Below are 17,501 nucleotides of genomic sequence, written 5' to 3' on the forward strand. Positions count from 1 at the left end.
AAACTAGGAACGTCCCCGATGTCCTAAAATAGCCATAAAGATATGATTTAAGCATGTAGGCTGGGTTATATGGTTTGCGTCCGACTGCTTTGGGCATAGCATAGCGAAAGCCCATTTGATTAAAATCTAAGCTATCAGCGAAGAGATCAATTACACGGGCTGGATTATCGTGGCTTATCATTTCGTCAAGCGATGGTATCAGATTAATTTGGTTTCTGTCCGTGTTATTGGTCACATAGCGCGACATAAACTCATCTCAAAGCCTGATTTTTCTATAGTTATTGGACTTTGCCAGGCTGATTTATGATTGTTTTCGCACAGCCTGACGTCCCCAACGTCTACCCTATGCCAGTCTAATATAGGTACATTTACGTTCAAGATTAGCCGGGGTGAACCGTACCATTGGTAATGGCGAAAAAAGGGCTCTAAAGGATTCTATGAATGACAGTTGGTGACAGTTGGGGACGTTCCTTTTTTGTCACAAAGTTGTCAAAAAGTGACAGTTGGGGACGTTCCTTTTTTGTCACAAAGTTGTCAAAAAGAACGGTCCCCATCGTCTCAATGGTAATGTATCGGTGATTATAATAAGCGACGGTATAAAAGTAACTTAACATATGCGATTTGAAGAAGCATTGGAAAAACTATTTGCGTTAAAAACCACGTATAATAAGATAGTTGGATCGTTTCTACCACCTAATGAACAGCCTAATTGCTAATAAGCTTAAGTTAGTTATAAAGTTGTATGTCAGCAAAAGTCACATAGATACTTTTTATGGAGTGATATAAATGACAAGGATTATTAACGAAATCGTTACAGCTTGGAAAGCATCGAAAAAAACTGTCATATTTACGGGGGCGGGAATGAGTACGGAGTCAGGATTGCCAGATTTTCGCTCTCAGAATGGTCTCTGGAAAGCCCGGCCAGAGAGTTTGGCTACCATCGAGGCATTGCGAAAGCAGCCCAATGATTTCTATTTCTTTTACCAGTGGAGGATATCCCAATTACTTTTAGCTCAGCCGAATGATGGACATTTGGCTCTAGCTGCTCTTGAAAAGACAGGATATATTAGTCAAATTATCACGCAAAATGTTGATGGATTGCACCAAAAGGCAGGTTCAAAAAAGGTGATAGAGCTGCATGGATCCCTGCGGACGGTTCGATGCATGAATTGCAAGTCTATCTTCGATGCTCGTACCATGGTTCCAAGCAGAGAAAATTTGGAACAAGATTACATCTCTGGGACATATCAATATGGGAAAGAATGTTACTGCCCTACATGTAACGGATTTTTAAGACCGGAAGTAGTAATGTTTGGGGAACAATTACCAACTTTGGCTTGGGAAAAAGCTATGGCTATAAGTAAAGAAGCAGATTTTTTCGTTGTATTGGGTTCGTCATTAGCAGTTTCACCAGCTAATTTTTGTCCCCAATTGGCGTTGCAAAATGGAGCTAAGGTATTAGTTATCAATCAGGATAAAACTCCATTGGATGGTCAGGTTACATGGGCGCTTCATAGTAGTATTGGGTCCGTTATGCGTCAAATTCAAGATGGTTTCAAGATTAAATAATCAAGAATATATGTTAGTACCCACTATTATATAATCGCCATTCCGATGAATCCTCTAAGTGAATGACTCACGTAGATGTTTGCTTTAATAAAATTGTGGATTGAGACTAGTGCGGATCGCCAATACCAGTTACCCCCCAGTTTCTGATACTGCTGGCAAGTATACTAAGTGTTGTTCAGGCACTTCAATCATATTTGGATATTTCATTGGGAATGTTAAATGTAGCTATTAAGTTAACCGCATGGCGAGTTCATAGGAGGATCATTTCGTGTGGCAATTAATGTAACTTTTTATAGAGTGAGGCCCTTTACCTCGATAGAGCTTGATAATAGCCAGATAATCAGGTAAAAGACGGTAGTGAAGATGAGAAAGAAATTACTGGAAATGTTAGAAGTTCGTAAAGCAGAAATAATTCAGATCCGCCGTTATTTGCATGAGCATCCCGAGGTATCTTTTAAAGAAGAAAAAACGGCGCAATATATTTTGGATTTTTATAAAGGGAAAGATGTAGAAATCCAATCCAATGTAGGGAACGCATTTGGTATCATCGTGACTATTAAAGGGGGGAGGCCCGGCAAAACAATTGGACTGCGGGCTGATTTTGATGCAGTCCCTATTGTTGAAGAAACGGATGTCCCGTTTAAATCGAGAAACCACGGAGTCATGCATGCCTGCGGGCACGATGGACATACCGCTTATTTGTTAGTTCTTGCCGATTGCCTCATTCAGCTAAAAGCATCAATTCCGGGAACGATCAAGATTATTCATCAACCTGCCGAAGAAACCCCGCCTGGCGGAGCCAAAGGCATTGTTGATTCCGGATTACTAGACGGCTTAGATGCTGTTTTTGGTATTCACTTATTTCCAACGCATCTGGCAGGTTATGTTGGATATCGCAGCGGCTACGCGATGGCGGGTAGAACCAGCTTTAAATTAAGCATACAAGGTGTGGGCGGTCATGGTTCCTCACCACACTTGGCAAATGATGCAATTGTTGCCGGATGCTATTTTGTCACAGCCATTCAAACTATTGTCAGCCGTAGGCTAAATCCTTTTGATGTCGGTGTGATTACCATCGGCTCTTTTGATGGCCGGGGTTCCTCCAATGTCATTAAGGAACGTGTAGAACTGGAAGGCGATGTGCGTTACATGACAACTAAGACCCAGCAGTTAATCGACAAAGAAGTTCATCGCATTGTCAACGGCATCGAAGCAGAGTTTGGTGTTCAATGTGAGCTCACCTATAATGCCGATTATCCGCCATTATACAATGACCTTCAGATTACGGCAGCGGTTCGGGCTAGTCTTGAAAGTATGCATGATCCGGATATCAAGCAAGTCGTTGAGTTTCCTATGTTTTCAGGGTCGGAAGACTTTTCCTACTACCTGGAAAAAATTCCGGGTTGTTTCTTTTATATTGGTTGCCAGCCAAAAGGAGCAGAAAAAATTTATTTCAACCATAATCCCAAGTTTGATATAGATGAAGACAGCCTGCTCGTGGCTGCGAAAGCTGTAGCACAAGTTGTTTGCAGTTTTTATGAACTAGCGTAGTATATAGATTCTGTTAATTCTATGCAGTCCATCTTTCTTCGGGATTAAAATGGGGAAAGATTTGTGCGTGAGATCAGGCCATAAAGTGGATGGATTTCCCGAATAACTTAGAACCCGCGAATTTCGCGGGTTTTTTGCTGTTTGTGATTTAGTTTTGTAGTTACCAGGAAGCACTGGAGACGATACAAAACGGAAAAACCAACCAAAACAGGCTCCTAAATTAAAGCGAATGTTTGGCCTATAATGAAGTTCATAGCCCTGTTAGTGCATTTCAGCTTACAATTTCGACATTCTGGGCTGCAATTATTGTTAATTGGGTTAAACTGGCATAACATTAAGATAATAGTGGAAATTCATTAAGAAAGGAGGGAATCAATTTTTTGTGTTCTGATCCATTAAACTGGGAGGAGGGAATATTGTGAATTCTATAATGCTTCTTATTGTTGCTGCATGTGTGCTTGTGTTGGCTTATCGCTACTACTCGGCGTTTATTGCCGCCAAGGTTTTGATGCTGAACGATGAGCACCAAACACCTGCGTACCGTTGCAACGACGGAAATGAGTTTGTCCCAATGAATAAGTGGGTATTATTCGGTCATCATTTTGCCGCTATAGCCGGTGCTGGCCCTCTGGTTGGTCCGGTCTTGGCAGCTCAGTGGGGTTGGGGTCCCGGTTTCATGTGGATTCTTTTGGGATCTGTATTTGCCGGAGCCGTTCATGATTTTATTATTTTATTTGCTTCCGTTCGCCACAATGGTCAATCGCTGGCTGTCATCGCACGCCGTGAGGTTGGTCCTGTTGCCGGAATGACAACATCCTTTGCAATTCTATTCATCATTATTCTTGCAATGGCAGGATTATCCATTGTTATTATTAATGCCTTGTTTAATAATCCGTGGGGTGTGTTCACGATCGGTCTGACGATACCAATTGCCATCCTGATCGGTCTTTGGATGTTCAAAATTTCTCCAGGGGCTATCAAAACGGCTTCGATTGCCGGGTTCTTGCTAGTCTTGGGTGCCGTCATCCTAGGTCATTGGGTGATGCCTGGGCAGCAATGGGCTGCTCTTGCCCCATATTTAAGCTTTTCGAAAAAAGAACTGGCAGTGATTTTGCCTACCTATGGTTTTTTTGCAGCAACGCTACCTGTATGGCTTTTGTTAGCACCGCGTGACTATCTCAGTTCTTACATGAAAATTGGCACAATTGGGTTGCTTGCGTTTGGTATTCTTGTTGTACAACCGGCTGTCAATTTCCCGGTAATGACTCGTTTCATGGATGGCGGCGGACCAATTATTCCCGGTCCCTGGTGGCCGTACGTATTTATTACGATCGCCTGTGGCGCTATTTCTGGGTTCCATGCTCTGATCAGCTCAGGAACTACCCCCAAGATGTTACAGAAAGAAAGCCATGCCCGTTTAATCGGTTACGGCTCTATGTTGATGGAAGCTTTTGTGGGCATTATGGCTTTAATCGCGGCCGTAGTTCTTGTACCTGGCGATTATTTCGCTATCAATTCATCAGCTGCTGCATATGCTAAAATCGCATCTTACTTCCCAACTGAGGAGATCGCTCAACTGTCAGCTTTGGTTGGAATGGACGTTGCACACCGTCCTGGTGGCGCTGTTTCTCTTGCCGTCGGCATGGCACATATTTTCTCAAGCATCGGTGGTATGAGTCACCTGATGAATTACTGGTACCAATTTGCAATAATGTTTGAAGCACTCTTCATTCTGACCACGATTGATGCTGGTACTCGTGTTGCACGGTATATTCTTCAGGATGTTCTGGGTACCTACATCTATGCACCTTTGAAAGAAACCACCTGGATGCCTGGTTCTATATTCACCAGTTTTGTCGTTTCTTTCAGTTGGGGCTACCTAGTCTATAGTGGCGATATTAGCAGTATCTGGCCGATGTTCGGTGTTGCTAATCAATTGTTGGCAACTATTGCTTTGGCATTAGGTACCACGATTATTTTAAAGATTACTACGGTTAAAAAGTATGCATTTGTTACGTTGGTTCCTTGCATCTTATTGGCAATTACGGTTATTACGGCAGGCACTATGAATACTGGCATGTACTTTAAAATGAATTCGGCACTTGGTAATATCAATGGGACAGCTAGTGTCGTTCTGATCATCTTAACTGGCGTTATATTGATTGACTGTGCTCGTCAATGGATTAGATTGTGGAAAACGCCAAAACCAGAGGGCATGAATACCGAGATTAAAGATTTCTGTGATTATGGTAAAAGTCAACCAACAATCACTCCTTGATCTATCGATCGGATTCGCGCAAAGGACGCAGAGAAGTGATAAGTAGAAGAGGGGATTCTTAGAGCGGCTTGGTCATAGGATACATTTCATAGATGTTAGGCAAGTTAAAAGGTGGATTTGAAGGTCGTGGATCGCCTCCACCAGAACTTGGAAGTTGCCACCACTTGATATGCGGGGTTTATAACTATGTATATCAAGTGGTGGTTTAACTTTAGTTGCGCTTTTAATAAATAAGTCAAAAATTAAACAAGTCAAACCTGACCCCGAAGACCCCAAAGACCCCCTAACCCCGAAGACCCTAAGTGGCACTTATTTGAGAATGATTCTTGACAACGACAGTTTTTGTGTATAAGATGTAATTGTTAGCCTAGGTTAACAAAGTGCGGAATCCACTATTACTAAATAGATGGAGTGGTAAAGTGAGTAATAATGAATCAATGGAAATGTATCTGGAAACAGTTTATATCTTGGAAGACAGTCATGGTCATGCCCATGGGGTGGATATAGCCAAACGCCTAGGTGTGTCAAAACCCAGTGTAACAAAAGCAATAAACGATCTTCACGCCAGAGGATTTGTAAATAAACAAAAATATGGAACAATTACGCTAACGGAAAAAGGTAGAATGATTTCTGAGAAAATATACAATAATCACCAAATGATAAGCGTGTTTCTTGAACATTCTCTTGAATTACCGGCTGATGAAGCTGATAATATTGCTTGCAGAATGGAGCATATCCTTAGTGAAAAAGTGTTAGAAGCAATTAAAAACTATTTAGAAAAGAACAATATGAATGTAATTTAACTTTTTGGGGGGGTTCGATGTGGGTAATACATTTCTTGGCAGAATATTTTTGGGAGTTTGCGGAAAAATGGTGCAGAATAGTAGTGTAACAAATTTGGCAAACGCAAAGTTCGATAAAGAATATACTATTAAAGAGGTTAAGACAGAAGATGAAGAAATTAAGAGTTTTCTATTCACATTAGGATGTTATGAAGGGGAAATAGTGACAGTGATATCAAAAATTAGTGAAAACTATGTTATATCTGTAAAGGATGCAAGGTATAGCATTGATAAAGACTTAGCGGAAGCTATCATTATCTAATTATATTTTTCAATAATAAAGTTAGCCCAGGCTAACATTATTATATAAGTAATTATAAGTTTGGGGGAAAGGTTTTGTGTATAAAGTTAGCTTGGGTTAACTTTATACTATAAGGTATTTATAGGCTTATATGAAGTTTGTTACATATAAAGTTAGCCGAAGTTAACATTTTAATAAAATAGAAGGAGGTATTATGTTTTATGAAGGTAGCACTGACAGGAAATCCTAACAGTGGTAAAACGACGCTATTCAATGCAATTACCGGCAAGATTGAGCGTGTAGGCAACTGGGCAGGTGTAACGATTGAGAAGAAGGAGGGTGGGATTAAAAAAGGTCTTAATAAGGTCGGTACTGATATTATAGCGGTAGATCTTCCCGGGGCATATTCAATGTCACCATTCACTTCGGAGGAAAACATTACAAGGGACTTCGTTAAAAATGAAAATCCAGATGTTATTATTAATGTCATTGATGCAACAAATTTAAGCAGAAGTTTATTTCTTACAACCCAACTTCTTGAACTTGGAATACCGGTTGTAGTTGCGCTTAACAAGAGTGACTTAAATAAACACAAAGGTACAGTAATCAATGTAGAGGCATTATCTAAAAGATTAGGGTGCTCTGTTGTTGAAACCGTATCAACTATTGGAAGCAACAATGGCTTAGAAAAGCTTATTGCTACTGTGGCAGAAGTAAAAGGCAAGCCCCAAACAGCACCATTTGATAGTTCAGGGGTTGATATGACTGATAAAAGTGCAGTTGAAGCATCTGATAGAAACCGATATGAAGTTGTAAAAAGTATTGTTTCAGAAGTTGAAAGCAGAAAAGTAAGTAGTAGTCAACAAACCACGCAAGATGCAGTTGATAGAGTTGTAGCACATAAATGGCTTGGAATTCCAATCTTTGCAGTAGTTATGTGGGCTGTGTTTTCCATCTCGCAAACTTATCTAGGACCACTTCTTGCGGATGGTCTTGTCGGTTGGATTGATGGATTCCACGGCTGGGTAGAGGGAATGCTTGGGGAGGATGTATCCCCTGTACTTAGCGCCATTCTGTTAGACGGAATTATCGGTGGTGTGGGAGCCGTTGTAGGATTCTTACCACTTATCATGGTATTATTTTTCTTATTGGCATTACTTGAAGATTGTGGCTATATGGCACGTGTTGCAGTTGTTATGGATAGATTCTTCAAACGAGTTGGATTATCAGGCAGATCAATTATTCCGATGATTATTGGTACAGGGTGCGCTATTCCTGGAATCATGGCAACAAGAACCATTAAGAATGAAAGACAAAGAAGAACCACCGCCATGTTAACACCTTTTATGCCGTGTGGAGCCAAATTACCTGTAATCGCTTTATTTGCAGGTGTGTTTTTTGATGATTCCGCATGGGTCGGAACATCAATGTACTTCATAGGTATCGCTCTCATTATTGTCGGAGCTTTATTTGCAGTTAGAATTACCGGTGAACAAAATGCTAGGTCGTTCTTCATTATGGAACTACCAGAGTATAAACTCCCAAGTATCAAGAGAGCTATAATCTCCATGTTTTCTAGAGCTAAAGCATTTATTATAAAAGCTGGAACTATCATACTGCTTTGTAATACAGCAGTACAAATTATGCAAACTTTTAACTGGCAACTCGAAGTGGTTGCTGAGGGTGCTGAAGGCACTAGCATTCTAGCTAGTATTGCGTCACCAGTTGCTATTTTACTGATACCTTTAGGATTTGGCGTATGGCAATTAGCAGCTGCAGCAGTTACAGGTTTCATTGCAAAAGAGAATGTAGTTGGAACATTAGCTGTAGTGTACGGGATTACAAACTTTATTGACACTGAAGAATTAGCTCTTGTTTCGGGTAGCTCAGATGTTGCTCAAATAATGGGATTAACATCAGTGGCTGCATTAGCATACTTAATGTTTAATTTGTTTACACCGCCATGTTTTGCTGCTATTGGTGCTATGAACGCTGAAATGGAGAACAAAAAGTGGTTGTGGATGGGTATCGCATTCCAATTAGGTACGGGGTATACAGTTGCCTTCATTACTTATCAGGTGGGAACGTTATTAACGACAGGCAATTTCGGCACTGGCTTCTTAGCAGGTCTAGTTGCAGTAACTGCGATGATTGGCTATGTTGTTTTTCTTATGAAACAAGGCAACCAAAAGGCGGCAGAAAAGCTGTCATTAAGTGTATAGGAGTAGACTATGACTAATCTAATTGTATTGATTATTATTCTAACAATCGTTATTGCTGCAATTGCTAAAATCGTTATTGAAAAACGAAAAGGTGCCAAATGCGTTGGTTGTCCTTACAGCCAAACGGGTAGTAGCAGTTGCGGTTGTAATGGTTCGAAGTAGAATAATCTCGTAAAGCTAAAAAGTATAAATATTTTCATGTGTAAATGCGTGTTGACAGGAGTGCGTAAAATTGATACAATATATTTACATAATACAATTTTATTATAAAAAAAGTAATGATTAGTGTAAATATAGTGCAAAATTTTGTCACAGAGAGTCGGGACAGCTGAAATCCGATACAAATAGTATTATGTTTTATCAACTATGAACTTCTTAAGTGAACGAACTGTAGTTTTTAGTAGCTTAAGACGGAACTCGCCGTTAACGAGACTGCGAAAGCACTAAGTAATAAAGTTAGGGTGGTACCGCGTATATACGCCCCTATTGATGCCGATTGGCGCCGATAGGGGCTTTTTGTTACCTGGAAACTTATATATTAAAGGAGAATAAAATTATGGAAAATTACAGTGTATTTTTACCTTGCTACAGTATCGGGGATGATGAGATATACAAAAAGATACCAGGTATTTGCGGCTTATACGGCAAAACGGCGGTAGTTATTGGTGGTCAGACGGCTATGGCCAAGGCAAAAGAAAGTTTGCTGGCTGGTATTGCCGATTCCGATATTTCCATAAACGATTTCGAATTATATGGTAATGAAGCTTCTTTTGAAGCAGCAGCGGCCTTGTGTGAAAATGCCGCGGTACAGGAAGCTGACATGATTTTTGCCGTAGGCGGTGGCAAGGCTATCGATACTGCTAAAATTGTTGGGGATGATCTAGGTAAACCGGTTTTCACTTTCCCGACTATTGCGGCTACCTGTGCACCGACATCGGCAATTTCAGCTGTATACCATCCTGATCATAGCTATCGTACTGTTCGTATTTATGCGGCACCGCCGGTACATTGCTTTATGAATACCCGTATTATGGTGGAAGCGCCAAGTCAGTATCTCTGGGCTGGCATAGGGGATACCTTGGCGAAATACTATGAGCCGACATTCTCTGGACGGGGACGCGAGCTAGAACATTTCAACGCAATGGGCCTTATGATTAGTGGCATGTGTGTAGAGCCGCTTGTCCGCTATGGCAAGGAAGCAATGGATGCGAATAAGGCGAGACAAGGCTCATATGCCTTTGACCAAGTAGTGTTGAACATAATTGTTAGCACAGGCCTGGTATCCAACCTGGTGGATATGGATTACAACAGTTCCATTGCTCATGCTACGGCTTACGGCTTGACAACCCTGGAGCAAGTGGAAAAGAACCATCTTCATGGGGAAAATGTTTCGTATGGTGTACTAGTAATGTTGACGATGGACAACCAATCCGAAGAACGGGAAAAGATTTTCGCTTTCAATAAATCCATCGGCTTACCAACAAAACTAGCTGATTTTGGCATAACTGTGGACGACTTGGCGTCAGTGTTGGATAAAGCGGCTAGTGTAAACGATATCGTAGTCAGCCCGTACGAAATTACTCGGGATATGTTTGAAAAAGCAATTTTAGATTTGGAGGCATTCAACAAAACAAAATAAAATTACCGCCTCCACCGATGTAATGATGCCATTACATCGGTGGAGGCGGTTTGTTTTTTAGTATAGTGTGAATGACCCCCTGGTTTCTGCACAGGTTGCCAGATTAATTTAGCTCAATGTGTGCAGTTCTGGAGGGGGTCAATACACAAAGGAAGACAGACAACTATATTTAAAGGAACCTTCATTACAAAAGGTTCCTTTGCTTTTTGCATTAGATATGCATTTTTTCTTGGTCATTCATTGAAAAGCCATCTCTTTTGACATCATTAATATCCAATGAATTATCCTTTATTTCAATGTTTTTAAGCTTTTTAACTGCGCCATAAGCCTCTTTTAATGACAACTTATCTCCCTGACCGGAAATAACCCATAAAGTTTTATACCCCCTAGGTTTTGATAGGAGCTTATCTTCACCTTTGCCATCCGTAAAATAGATTAACAAATTAACCTGATTTTTATTAGCATATTCAAAAACCGGGCTAAATTTAGTGCCGCCTGTTTTATAAATCCTAGCTTTTATATCCTTCACAGATTTGACTTTATAAACACGTCTAATTTCGCTATCACATTCTATAATCGTTATCTCATGATTATAGTTTCTTACTATATCAAGTACTTCTTTAATGGCTTGATTAAATTCTTCATCACTTATGCTTCCGCTTATATCGAGGGCAACAACAACTTTTGCTTTATGACTTCTAAGCTGGCCTCTTAAATCTAATCGATCGGGCTGTCTTCGATTTCTTCTGGTTATAGTCTTCTTTTTATTACTTTCAACAGTCCCCATTAACCTTTTAAGGTATAAATTCCAAGGCAGTTCACCCTGGCTAGTTTTAAGTGACGATATCATGCTGGCTAAATAGGTAGGAATATTGCCTTTTTGCGCAGCATCAATAAACTTCTCAGTAAATTTCCGCAGCGTCTGCTCGTCTATATCGTTAGAATCTTCCCAAATGTCATGGGCTCTTTCAGGATTATAAGCAGTTTCTACTTTTTCATCCTTATGACTATCATCCTCTGCGCCATCTTCATCTTCTTCTAGTAAGTCTATGGCAGTCTGGAGCTTTTCTACATAATACTCAAACGGTTGAAATGGCAAGAGTTTTAAAGAATGATTTAAATTTACCCATTCTAATGTGGTAGCATATGGTGGTAGGTGATCCAAATACGTATTTACTACTATATCCATTGCTATATTAATAGCTAAGGTTCCATAACCTGCCTTATATGCTTTTGCTCTTATTAAATGCAGCGATAATATATGGAGTATTTCGTGCTTAATTGTACTCTCCATTTGTTTTAGGCTAAGGGTTAAAAAAATTATCGGATTAAAATATAGAACGTATTTAGCACCTTTAAAATTCACAGCAGTGGGACTGCTTATATCAAATCTGATTTCTCTTGCCATTTGAAACAAAAAATATCCGTAGAAATTATCTTTGTCTTCCATCAGACTTAGATTAACTTTATTTACAAGGCTAAAAAACTCTTCTTCAAAATCTTTTGGGATAGTTAGCTTAGAACTATCATCTTTATTGCTTGTTGTTAAAAAAGTATTAATAATAGCCTTTGCTTTTTCATAAAGCCCGGTTACTTGACTATCAAAATAGGTTTCCATACATTGTCACCTTATTAAACTATAAGTTTCAAAATATAACTCAACAAAGGCTTCGTTTTCTATAGCATGCTTATATACCTCGGGGTAACTATTTTTAATATCCTTCATAATTCCGATCATTAAATCTACCGGATAAATTTGTAAAAACTCAATAAGTCTATCAATATAATGACTTGAGTCATAATTTTTTATGTTTGATTCTAAGTTTTTTAGAATGTTCTTTGCCGCTAGATAAAGTCGTGTATGACTTTCATTTTTTATTCTTTCGCTAATAGTTTCAGGAAGAGTATCTTCTAAAAAAACATCTTCAAAAGATATTAACGGTTTATAATCTGATTCGACAAAGTTAACAAACTCTTCGGCAATTAATCGCCCTACATTTCCTCTTACAACATTTAAAAATACTGATCTGGGTATTATATCTTTTTTCTCCTTATAAATTTTATAAATGCTGGAAATTCTTTCATAGCTTCGGGGCGTTGCTCTTATATCATCTTCGTTTATTTTATGCAAATATTCCGGGAAGGTTGAGATAAATTCGATAACCTTTTGCTCGATTCCGGCCTCTGTTGCCCAATCTAACCACTGAATATAATCGGGTTCCATATACAGCCACGCAAATCTGTTTTCTTGCGCTGCATCCATATCTACAACTTGGTAATCAAAATCTGATCCATACTTGCTTGAGGGATTCATTGCTGCTAGTATTTTTACATCTGCATGCAGCTTATAGCCATTAATCTCTCTATTTAATATTAAATTCATAAGCTCCTGTTGTACTGTATGTTCACAGCGATTTATCTCGTCGATAAATAAAAGAACTTTTCTTCCTTTAGATATTTCTTCATCAATTTCCCGGAGCTTATGATGGACGGCATATACTGTTGTCTTCTTTTCAACCTTATCACCATTATCATTAACTCTTACATAAGATTCTATAGACGGAAGGCCGCCTATTTCGCCTTCTTTAAGGAGATTCCCATTAATAACAATTAGACTCCAATTATTCTCTTTAGCAATTTCCTCGGCTAAAGCTGTTTTTCCGATGCCGCTTTCACCGACTATTAAAGGTACTTCTCCGGTAGCTAGTACCAAATCAACACTTTTTAAGGTGTCTATAAAATTCATAATATCCCTCCTATAGCAACTTCAGCTTTTCATCTACAGCTATTTTTTTGGCTTTTTTACTTCCGTATTTATAAATAAACATTATCTTATCCATTGGTATGATCTCGCTTACAGCACTAGAATTTAAGTAGTCTCTAACATATTTTTCTTCAACAGCTTCATTTGCTAATGCTTCCTTTAACACTTGTTCTAGCTCATTTTTAGAGATCTCCTTCATGATATATTTAATCGCTAAGATATTGACTTTCAAAAATTCTAACATTTTCTTTTTATCTAAATCATTTATAAGCCTAATAGCCCTCTCGTTATTTTTGATAGCTATCAGCTCGGCATTATGGCTAGGGGATTTTATATATCTTAAGGCATCATAACTTATTGTTACAGCTTCTTGTTGGACGCTTTCATAAGGTTCTTTTATATACTTTATTGAATCGTAGTTTTTTCTTACAGCTAATAATTGCAGTTCCTCACTCGGATTATTAACATATTTAATAGCCCAACCGGACTGGTTTATAGCAAATTTAATTACTTTATCGGTTGGTTTTTTTATATACTCTAAGTTAATCCAACCATCATTTATTGCTTTCATCATTATAGCTTCGGTAGGGGTGTTTATAAATTGAATCGCGCGAGCATTATTGTCGATAGCTGATTCTTCCATATCTCTAGTTGGATTAGCTATATATTTTAAGGCGAGACCATTATTTTTAACGGCTAATAACTTCATCTCATCAGTAGGATTATCTATATAAGCTATAGCATTAGGGTTGTTCTTTATCATTTCAATAAGCTTTGAGTTTTCCATGGTTATACTTTCCTTCTGTCATTTATTTATCTAAATAGTATAATTATACCACTGTATAAAAAAAGGGTCTATATTGGAGGAGTTTCGTATATTCGCGGGAAATTTTAAACTGATTGAGCATATTGAAGTAATGATGTAATGGAAAGTGAGGTGTAGGTTATGGGCTTGTTGTCCAGATTATTTACTAAGAAAAGTCCGCCATCCCCGCGGGAACAGCAATTGGAACGCGAATTCATTCCGATAATCATGAAAGATATTGCGACCAAAGAAGAAGCACAGCTGATATTCCAAAAGTTACTGAAGGAAGTCAAAGCAGATATTGCATCTAAACCTGATATGCCTCTAAATATGGGGGATTATCTGTTAAAGAATGAAAAAAATAACGCTCGGATTAGTAAGATGCTTGAAAAACGCCGTTTATTCGGTGTTACTGATGACCAAATCCGGGAATGGTGGAACAAAGATGAGCTGGAACGTGGTTTAATTAAAAAATTTAGTGAATTCCAGCGAATGGCGATTTACTCTATGCTGAAAAGTCAAGGCATGTCCGCTAAAGAAGCACGCAAGAAAGTCATGATGTGCTTCCCTACTTATGGGGAAAAGGATCTTAGTCTACACCTGCCTTATGAAATAAAGGAAAAAGTCGATAATTATATTTATGCTTTATTATCTAATCCCCAAACGGCTGATGCAACTCGACAGCAGATCGAAGCAGCTGGTTCAGTCAATGATTTTATTGTAGAGAAAATTGACCAAGGAGTTCTTTAGTGTAACCTGGGAATTGTTTCCGTGTATCTGATTATTGTGGAATATTTGACAAACTTGGAACTTTAAACCGGCCGAAATCGTCAAGAAAGCAGATTTATTATAACAACGAACGATTCAATTAAAATTAAATAAGCTGCCCCCGATAAAATATCGAGAGCAGCTACATACGGCATAACGTTTTTTAAGAATTCCCACTTTGTGGATTCAGACTACTTTGGATGGTGTCTTTTATTTAACTGCTTGAAAATTTTCGAAAAGTACTTTTAGTTAATGGACGGAGGGTGTACTTTTCCATGAGTAGACAAATGGTCAGGGTAATGACATAAAGTAGCAGGGTATACGTAAGCTTCCATTCGTTCTGGATGATTAGAATGCTGTTACTGGCAAGGAAAATTTGGCCGATACAGCTGATTACAAAGGGTACAACCTTCCAAAACCATTTATCGAGATAGAAAAGATACATTACTACGAATGTTTCCACTAGATGGTAAGAAAGGATAAATATGATGCTTGACCGGATCATATCGTCGGTCACAGCCGAACTATAATACTGCTGTCCACCAAGGAGGAGTAGAGGGGCGGGCAGGTGGATAATGACAAATGCGGCGAAATACAAGGTGGTGAATCGTGGTAATCCGTGACGGACTTTATTCATAAGAGGGAACCATAATTTAAGAATAGTGAGATTAATAATTAGCGCTAGTCCGGTCATGTAATAGCGCCACCAATGGTGTTCGTATATTCCGGCCTTAAGGAATAGATATTCTATCAAGAGAATGCCTGCAGTTATTAGCGATATCCAACCGTATCCCAGGCGGTAGGCTACTACTAAAACTGCCATGCAAGGCCAGATTGTAGTGTTGAGGATAAGATGCCCAAGCAGGTTCTCGGCCCAGATGTTTTCGAACACCCCAGGCTTGTAAGCGTAACTGTTAAATAGGCCTAGTACAATAAACTCGCCTATCCAGGTTAGGCCGCTTGCAAATAAGTAGAACACCAGCCAGTCAGACAAACCGAGCAAGTTTCGCTTTTTATATACCACGAGTGCCGCTATGATGATGCTGATACTTGCCACGCAATTATACCAAAACAGGGCAGACATAATACCTCCGGCAATAAATAGGATGGTCTTATTCTTTGCAAAAAGGTGGGTAAATACTCTGTATAGTTCCCAAACCCACGAAATTGATGTTTTTTTGCTTTTATATACAAGTAGCAAAGTAAATTGGCGCACCATGGAGGTTGCGCCAAAATAATTCCTATGATATCTTAGATATTATTCCAAAACAAGCTTGGTGTTAGCAGTCCTTGAGCAAGTTTAGATATTTCGCCACTGGCTCTGGGCTATCGTTAATTCAATATCTAGGAGAGAAGGTATAAGAGCCAATATGGAACAAAAGTCTTTAAGTCAAACAAAACAACTAGTATATGCAGCATTGGGTATTGCTCTCGTTTTTGTTTGTACGGTATTTATAAATGTACGCCTGCCCGTTGCCGCTAATGGCGGTTTAATTCATTTAGGGAATGTGCCGCTCTTTATTATCGCCATTCTTTACGGGCGCTGGCTAGGCGCTGTGGCGGGAGGAGTCGGTATGGCACTTTTTGATGTGATTGGCGGTTGGTTTTTGTGGGCGCCCTTTACCCTTGTCATTGTCGGTCTTATGGGGTATACTGTCGGCGCTATCTGCGAAAACAACAGATCCCTCGCGGCGTATGTCCTAGCTTTTACGGTAGCATGTCTCATTAAGGTGGCTGGTTACTATGGTGCCGAAGGGATTATTTACGGCAACTGGCTGGCACCGATGGCATCAGTGCCAGGTAATCTCATTCAGGTCGGCCTAGCATCAGTTGTTGTGTTGCCAGTCGTGGCCAAATTGAGAAAGCATGTGCCTATTTATTCCAAAGTTAATTCTGAAAAACAATGAACTTACTTAGCATCAGCCAGATGTTTCTTTTTCAAGATGGGAGATAAAATCAAAAATATAGGGAACAACCTCAGCTGGCGAAATGTTCAAAGCTATTGCAAATTCTTCGTACAGTAGTTTTTCCGCACTATTCATAATGTCTTCATCTGTTTTGGCAAGTCTTTTATTGGTGGCCGCTTTTGCTTGTTTTTCGTGATAGAGAGCCTTAATAATTCTTATCAAGTCGTCGCTTTTGTGCGATTTAAGAGCAGCTTTGAAAATGTTAGTTCTTTCTCTCTGGTCGTCTATCCAAATAGTTTCTCTATCTGGCATAGATGCTATTAGTGATAGAACTTCATCTCTTGTAAGAATAGGTCGCATTGAGGAATTGCTCACGGGGACTTTAATGGTCATATTATTGTGGTAAACAGGATGTAAAACATAGTATTCGGTTTCGGTACCACAGTATGAATTTTTGACGACATCTGTAATCTGGCATACTCCTGTTGCACCGTATACAACATAATCATTCACTTTAAACATAATGCATCTACCTCGCTTCAGAACTAGATATATACATTTGACAGTAAAAGAAGTACAAATGATTTATTTTATCGATTTAATCGGCACTTTATTCTAATTATACCCCAAATTTTATTTTTGATGTAATATCATTCCTTTAAAGTATAAATCAAGAAACTTTTGCTTACCAAGAATATAGTCTTACTAAAATTCATTAAAAATTGTTATGTACAAGTAGAAGGGAAACTTGATAAAATCAAAAATATACATACTAACGAGGGGGTGACCAGTGTGCAACGTCAATATAAGCAAGAAAAGCAAATGCAAATGAATGACAAGGCATTAATTAAAGATGACAACAGAGTTTTTCGTGTTCAGAACCCTATTCGCCAAGAACTATCCTTATCTGTATTT

The 17,501-nt window shown here is 39.0% G+C and carries 16 protein-coding genes and 1 other annotated feature; of the genes, 10 read left to right on the top strand and 6 right to left on the bottom strand.

All coding sequences use genetic code 11. The features are described from left to right. A partial coding sequence (locus GX348_07920) for a hypothetical protein (GenBank protein NLP42104.1) occupies positions 1-247 on the bottom strand: 247 nt, incomplete at its 3' end. Between the two features lie 560 nt (positions 248-807). Between GX348_07920 and GX348_07925 the strand changes: the two genes are divergently transcribed. The 8 genes from GX348_07925 to GX348_07960 all read left to right on the top strand — a co-directional run bounded on the left by GX348_07925 (position 808) and on the right by GX348_07960 (position 10,342). Then, a complete protein-coding gene (locus GX348_07925) occupies positions 808-1,569 on the top strand; it encodes an NAD-dependent deacylase (GenBank protein NLP42105.1) in 762 nt (253 codons plus the stop codon). Positions 1,570-1,932: 363 nt separating this feature from the next. After that, a complete protein-coding gene (locus GX348_07930) occupies positions 1,933-3,120 on the top strand; it encodes an amidohydrolase (GenBank protein ID NLP42106.1) in 1,188 nt (395 codons plus the stop codon). 418 nt (positions 3,121-3,538) lie between these two features. After that, positions 3,539-5,398 carry a carbon starvation protein A gene (locus GX348_07935; GenBank protein ID NLP42107.1) on the top strand — a complete coding sequence of 620 codons (1,860 nt, stop codon included), beginning with the start codon at positions 3,539-3,541 and terminating at the stop codon, positions 5,396-5,398. 419 nt (positions 5,399-5,817) lie between these two features. After that, positions 5,818-6,201: a metal-dependent transcriptional regulator gene (locus GX348_07940; GenBank protein NLP42108.1), complete on the top strand. Its 384-nt coding sequence runs from the start codon at positions 5,818-5,820 to the stop codon at positions 6,199-6,201. 67 nt (positions 6,202-6,268) lie between these two features. Beyond that, the gene (locus GX348_07945) at positions 6,269-6,502 is read left to right on the top strand and encodes a ferrous iron transport protein A (protein NLP42109.1); all 234 of its coding nucleotides are present in this window, start codon (positions 6,269-6,271) and stop codon (positions 6,500-6,502) included. Positions 6,503-6,702: 200 nt separating this feature from the next. Then, positions 6,703-8,703, top strand: a complete 2,001-nt coding sequence (locus GX348_07950) for a ferrous iron transporter B (protein ID NLP42110.1) — start codon at positions 6,703-6,705, stop codon at positions 8,701-8,703. A gap of 9 nt (positions 8,704-8,712) precedes the next feature. Then, positions 8,713-8,865, top strand: a complete 153-nt coding sequence (locus GX348_07955) for a FeoB-associated Cys-rich membrane protein (protein ID NLP42111.1) — start codon at positions 8,713-8,715, stop codon at positions 8,863-8,865. Between the two features lie 107 nt (positions 8,866-8,972). Next, positions 8,973-9,191 (top strand) — a binding site (T-box leader). A 68-nt stretch (positions 9,192-9,259) separates the two neighbouring features. Then, positions 9,260-10,342, top strand: coding sequence for an iron-containing alcohol dehydrogenase family protein (locus GX348_07960; GenBank protein NLP42112.1), 1,083 nt, complete (start codon positions 9,260-9,262; stop codon positions 10,340-10,342). Between the two features lie 211 nt (positions 10,343-10,553). Here GX348_07960 and GX348_07965 read toward each other — a convergent pair whose 3' ends face one another. Genes GX348_07965 through GX348_07975 form a run of 3 tightly spaced genes read right to left on the bottom strand, consistent with a single transcriptional unit; the run spans position 10,554 to position 13,893 of the window. Next, the gene (locus GX348_07965; GenBank protein ID NLP42113.1) at positions 10,554-11,960 is read right to left on the bottom strand and encodes a hypothetical protein; all 1,407 of its coding nucleotides are present in this window, start codon (positions 11,958-11,960) and stop codon (positions 10,554-10,556) included. Positions 11,961-11,966: 6 nt separating this feature from the next. After that, positions 11,967-13,088, bottom strand: coding sequence for an ATP-binding protein (locus GX348_07970; GenBank protein NLP42114.1), 1,122 nt, complete (start codon positions 13,086-13,088; stop codon positions 11,967-11,969). Between the two features lie 10 nt (positions 13,089-13,098). Then, complete coding sequence (locus GX348_07975) at positions 13,099-13,893, bottom strand: hypothetical protein (GenBank protein NLP42115.1); 795 nt, start codon at positions 13,891-13,893, stop codon at positions 13,099-13,101. Positions 13,894-14,052: 159 nt separating this feature from the next. On the opposite strand from GX348_07975, the gene GX348_07980 reads away from it, so the two are divergent. Next, positions 14,053-14,661, top strand: coding sequence for a hypothetical protein (locus tag GX348_07980; protein ID NLP42116.1), 609 nt, complete (start codon positions 14,053-14,055; stop codon positions 14,659-14,661). Between the two features lie 232 nt (positions 14,662-14,893). On the opposite strand, the gene GX348_07985 is transcribed toward GX348_07980, so the two are convergent. Then, positions 14,894-15,763, bottom strand: coding sequence for a hypothetical protein (locus GX348_07985; protein NLP42117.1), 870 nt, complete (start codon positions 15,761-15,763; stop codon positions 14,894-14,896). A gap of 286 nt (positions 15,764-16,049) precedes the next feature. Here GX348_07985 and GX348_07990 point away from each other — a divergent pair, with 286 nt between their 5' ends. Further along, positions 16,050-16,586 carry an ECF transporter S component gene (locus tag GX348_07990; protein NLP42118.1) on the top strand — a complete coding sequence of 179 codons (537 nt, stop codon included), beginning with the start codon at positions 16,050-16,052 and terminating at the stop codon, positions 16,584-16,586. Positions 16,587-16,598: 12 nt separating this feature from the next. On the opposite strand, the gene GX348_07995 is transcribed toward GX348_07990, so the two are convergent. After that, entirely contained in the window at positions 16,599-17,108 is a 510-nt protein-coding gene (locus tag GX348_07995) for a transcriptional regulator (protein NLP42119.1), read from the bottom strand. Between the last annotated feature and the right edge of the window lie 393 nt (positions 17,109-17,501).

The sequence above is a fragment of the Veillonellaceae bacterium genome (assembly GCA_012523975.1).
Taxonomy (GTDB): Bacteria; Bacillota; Negativicutes; order JAAYSF01; family JAAYSF01; genus JAAYSF01.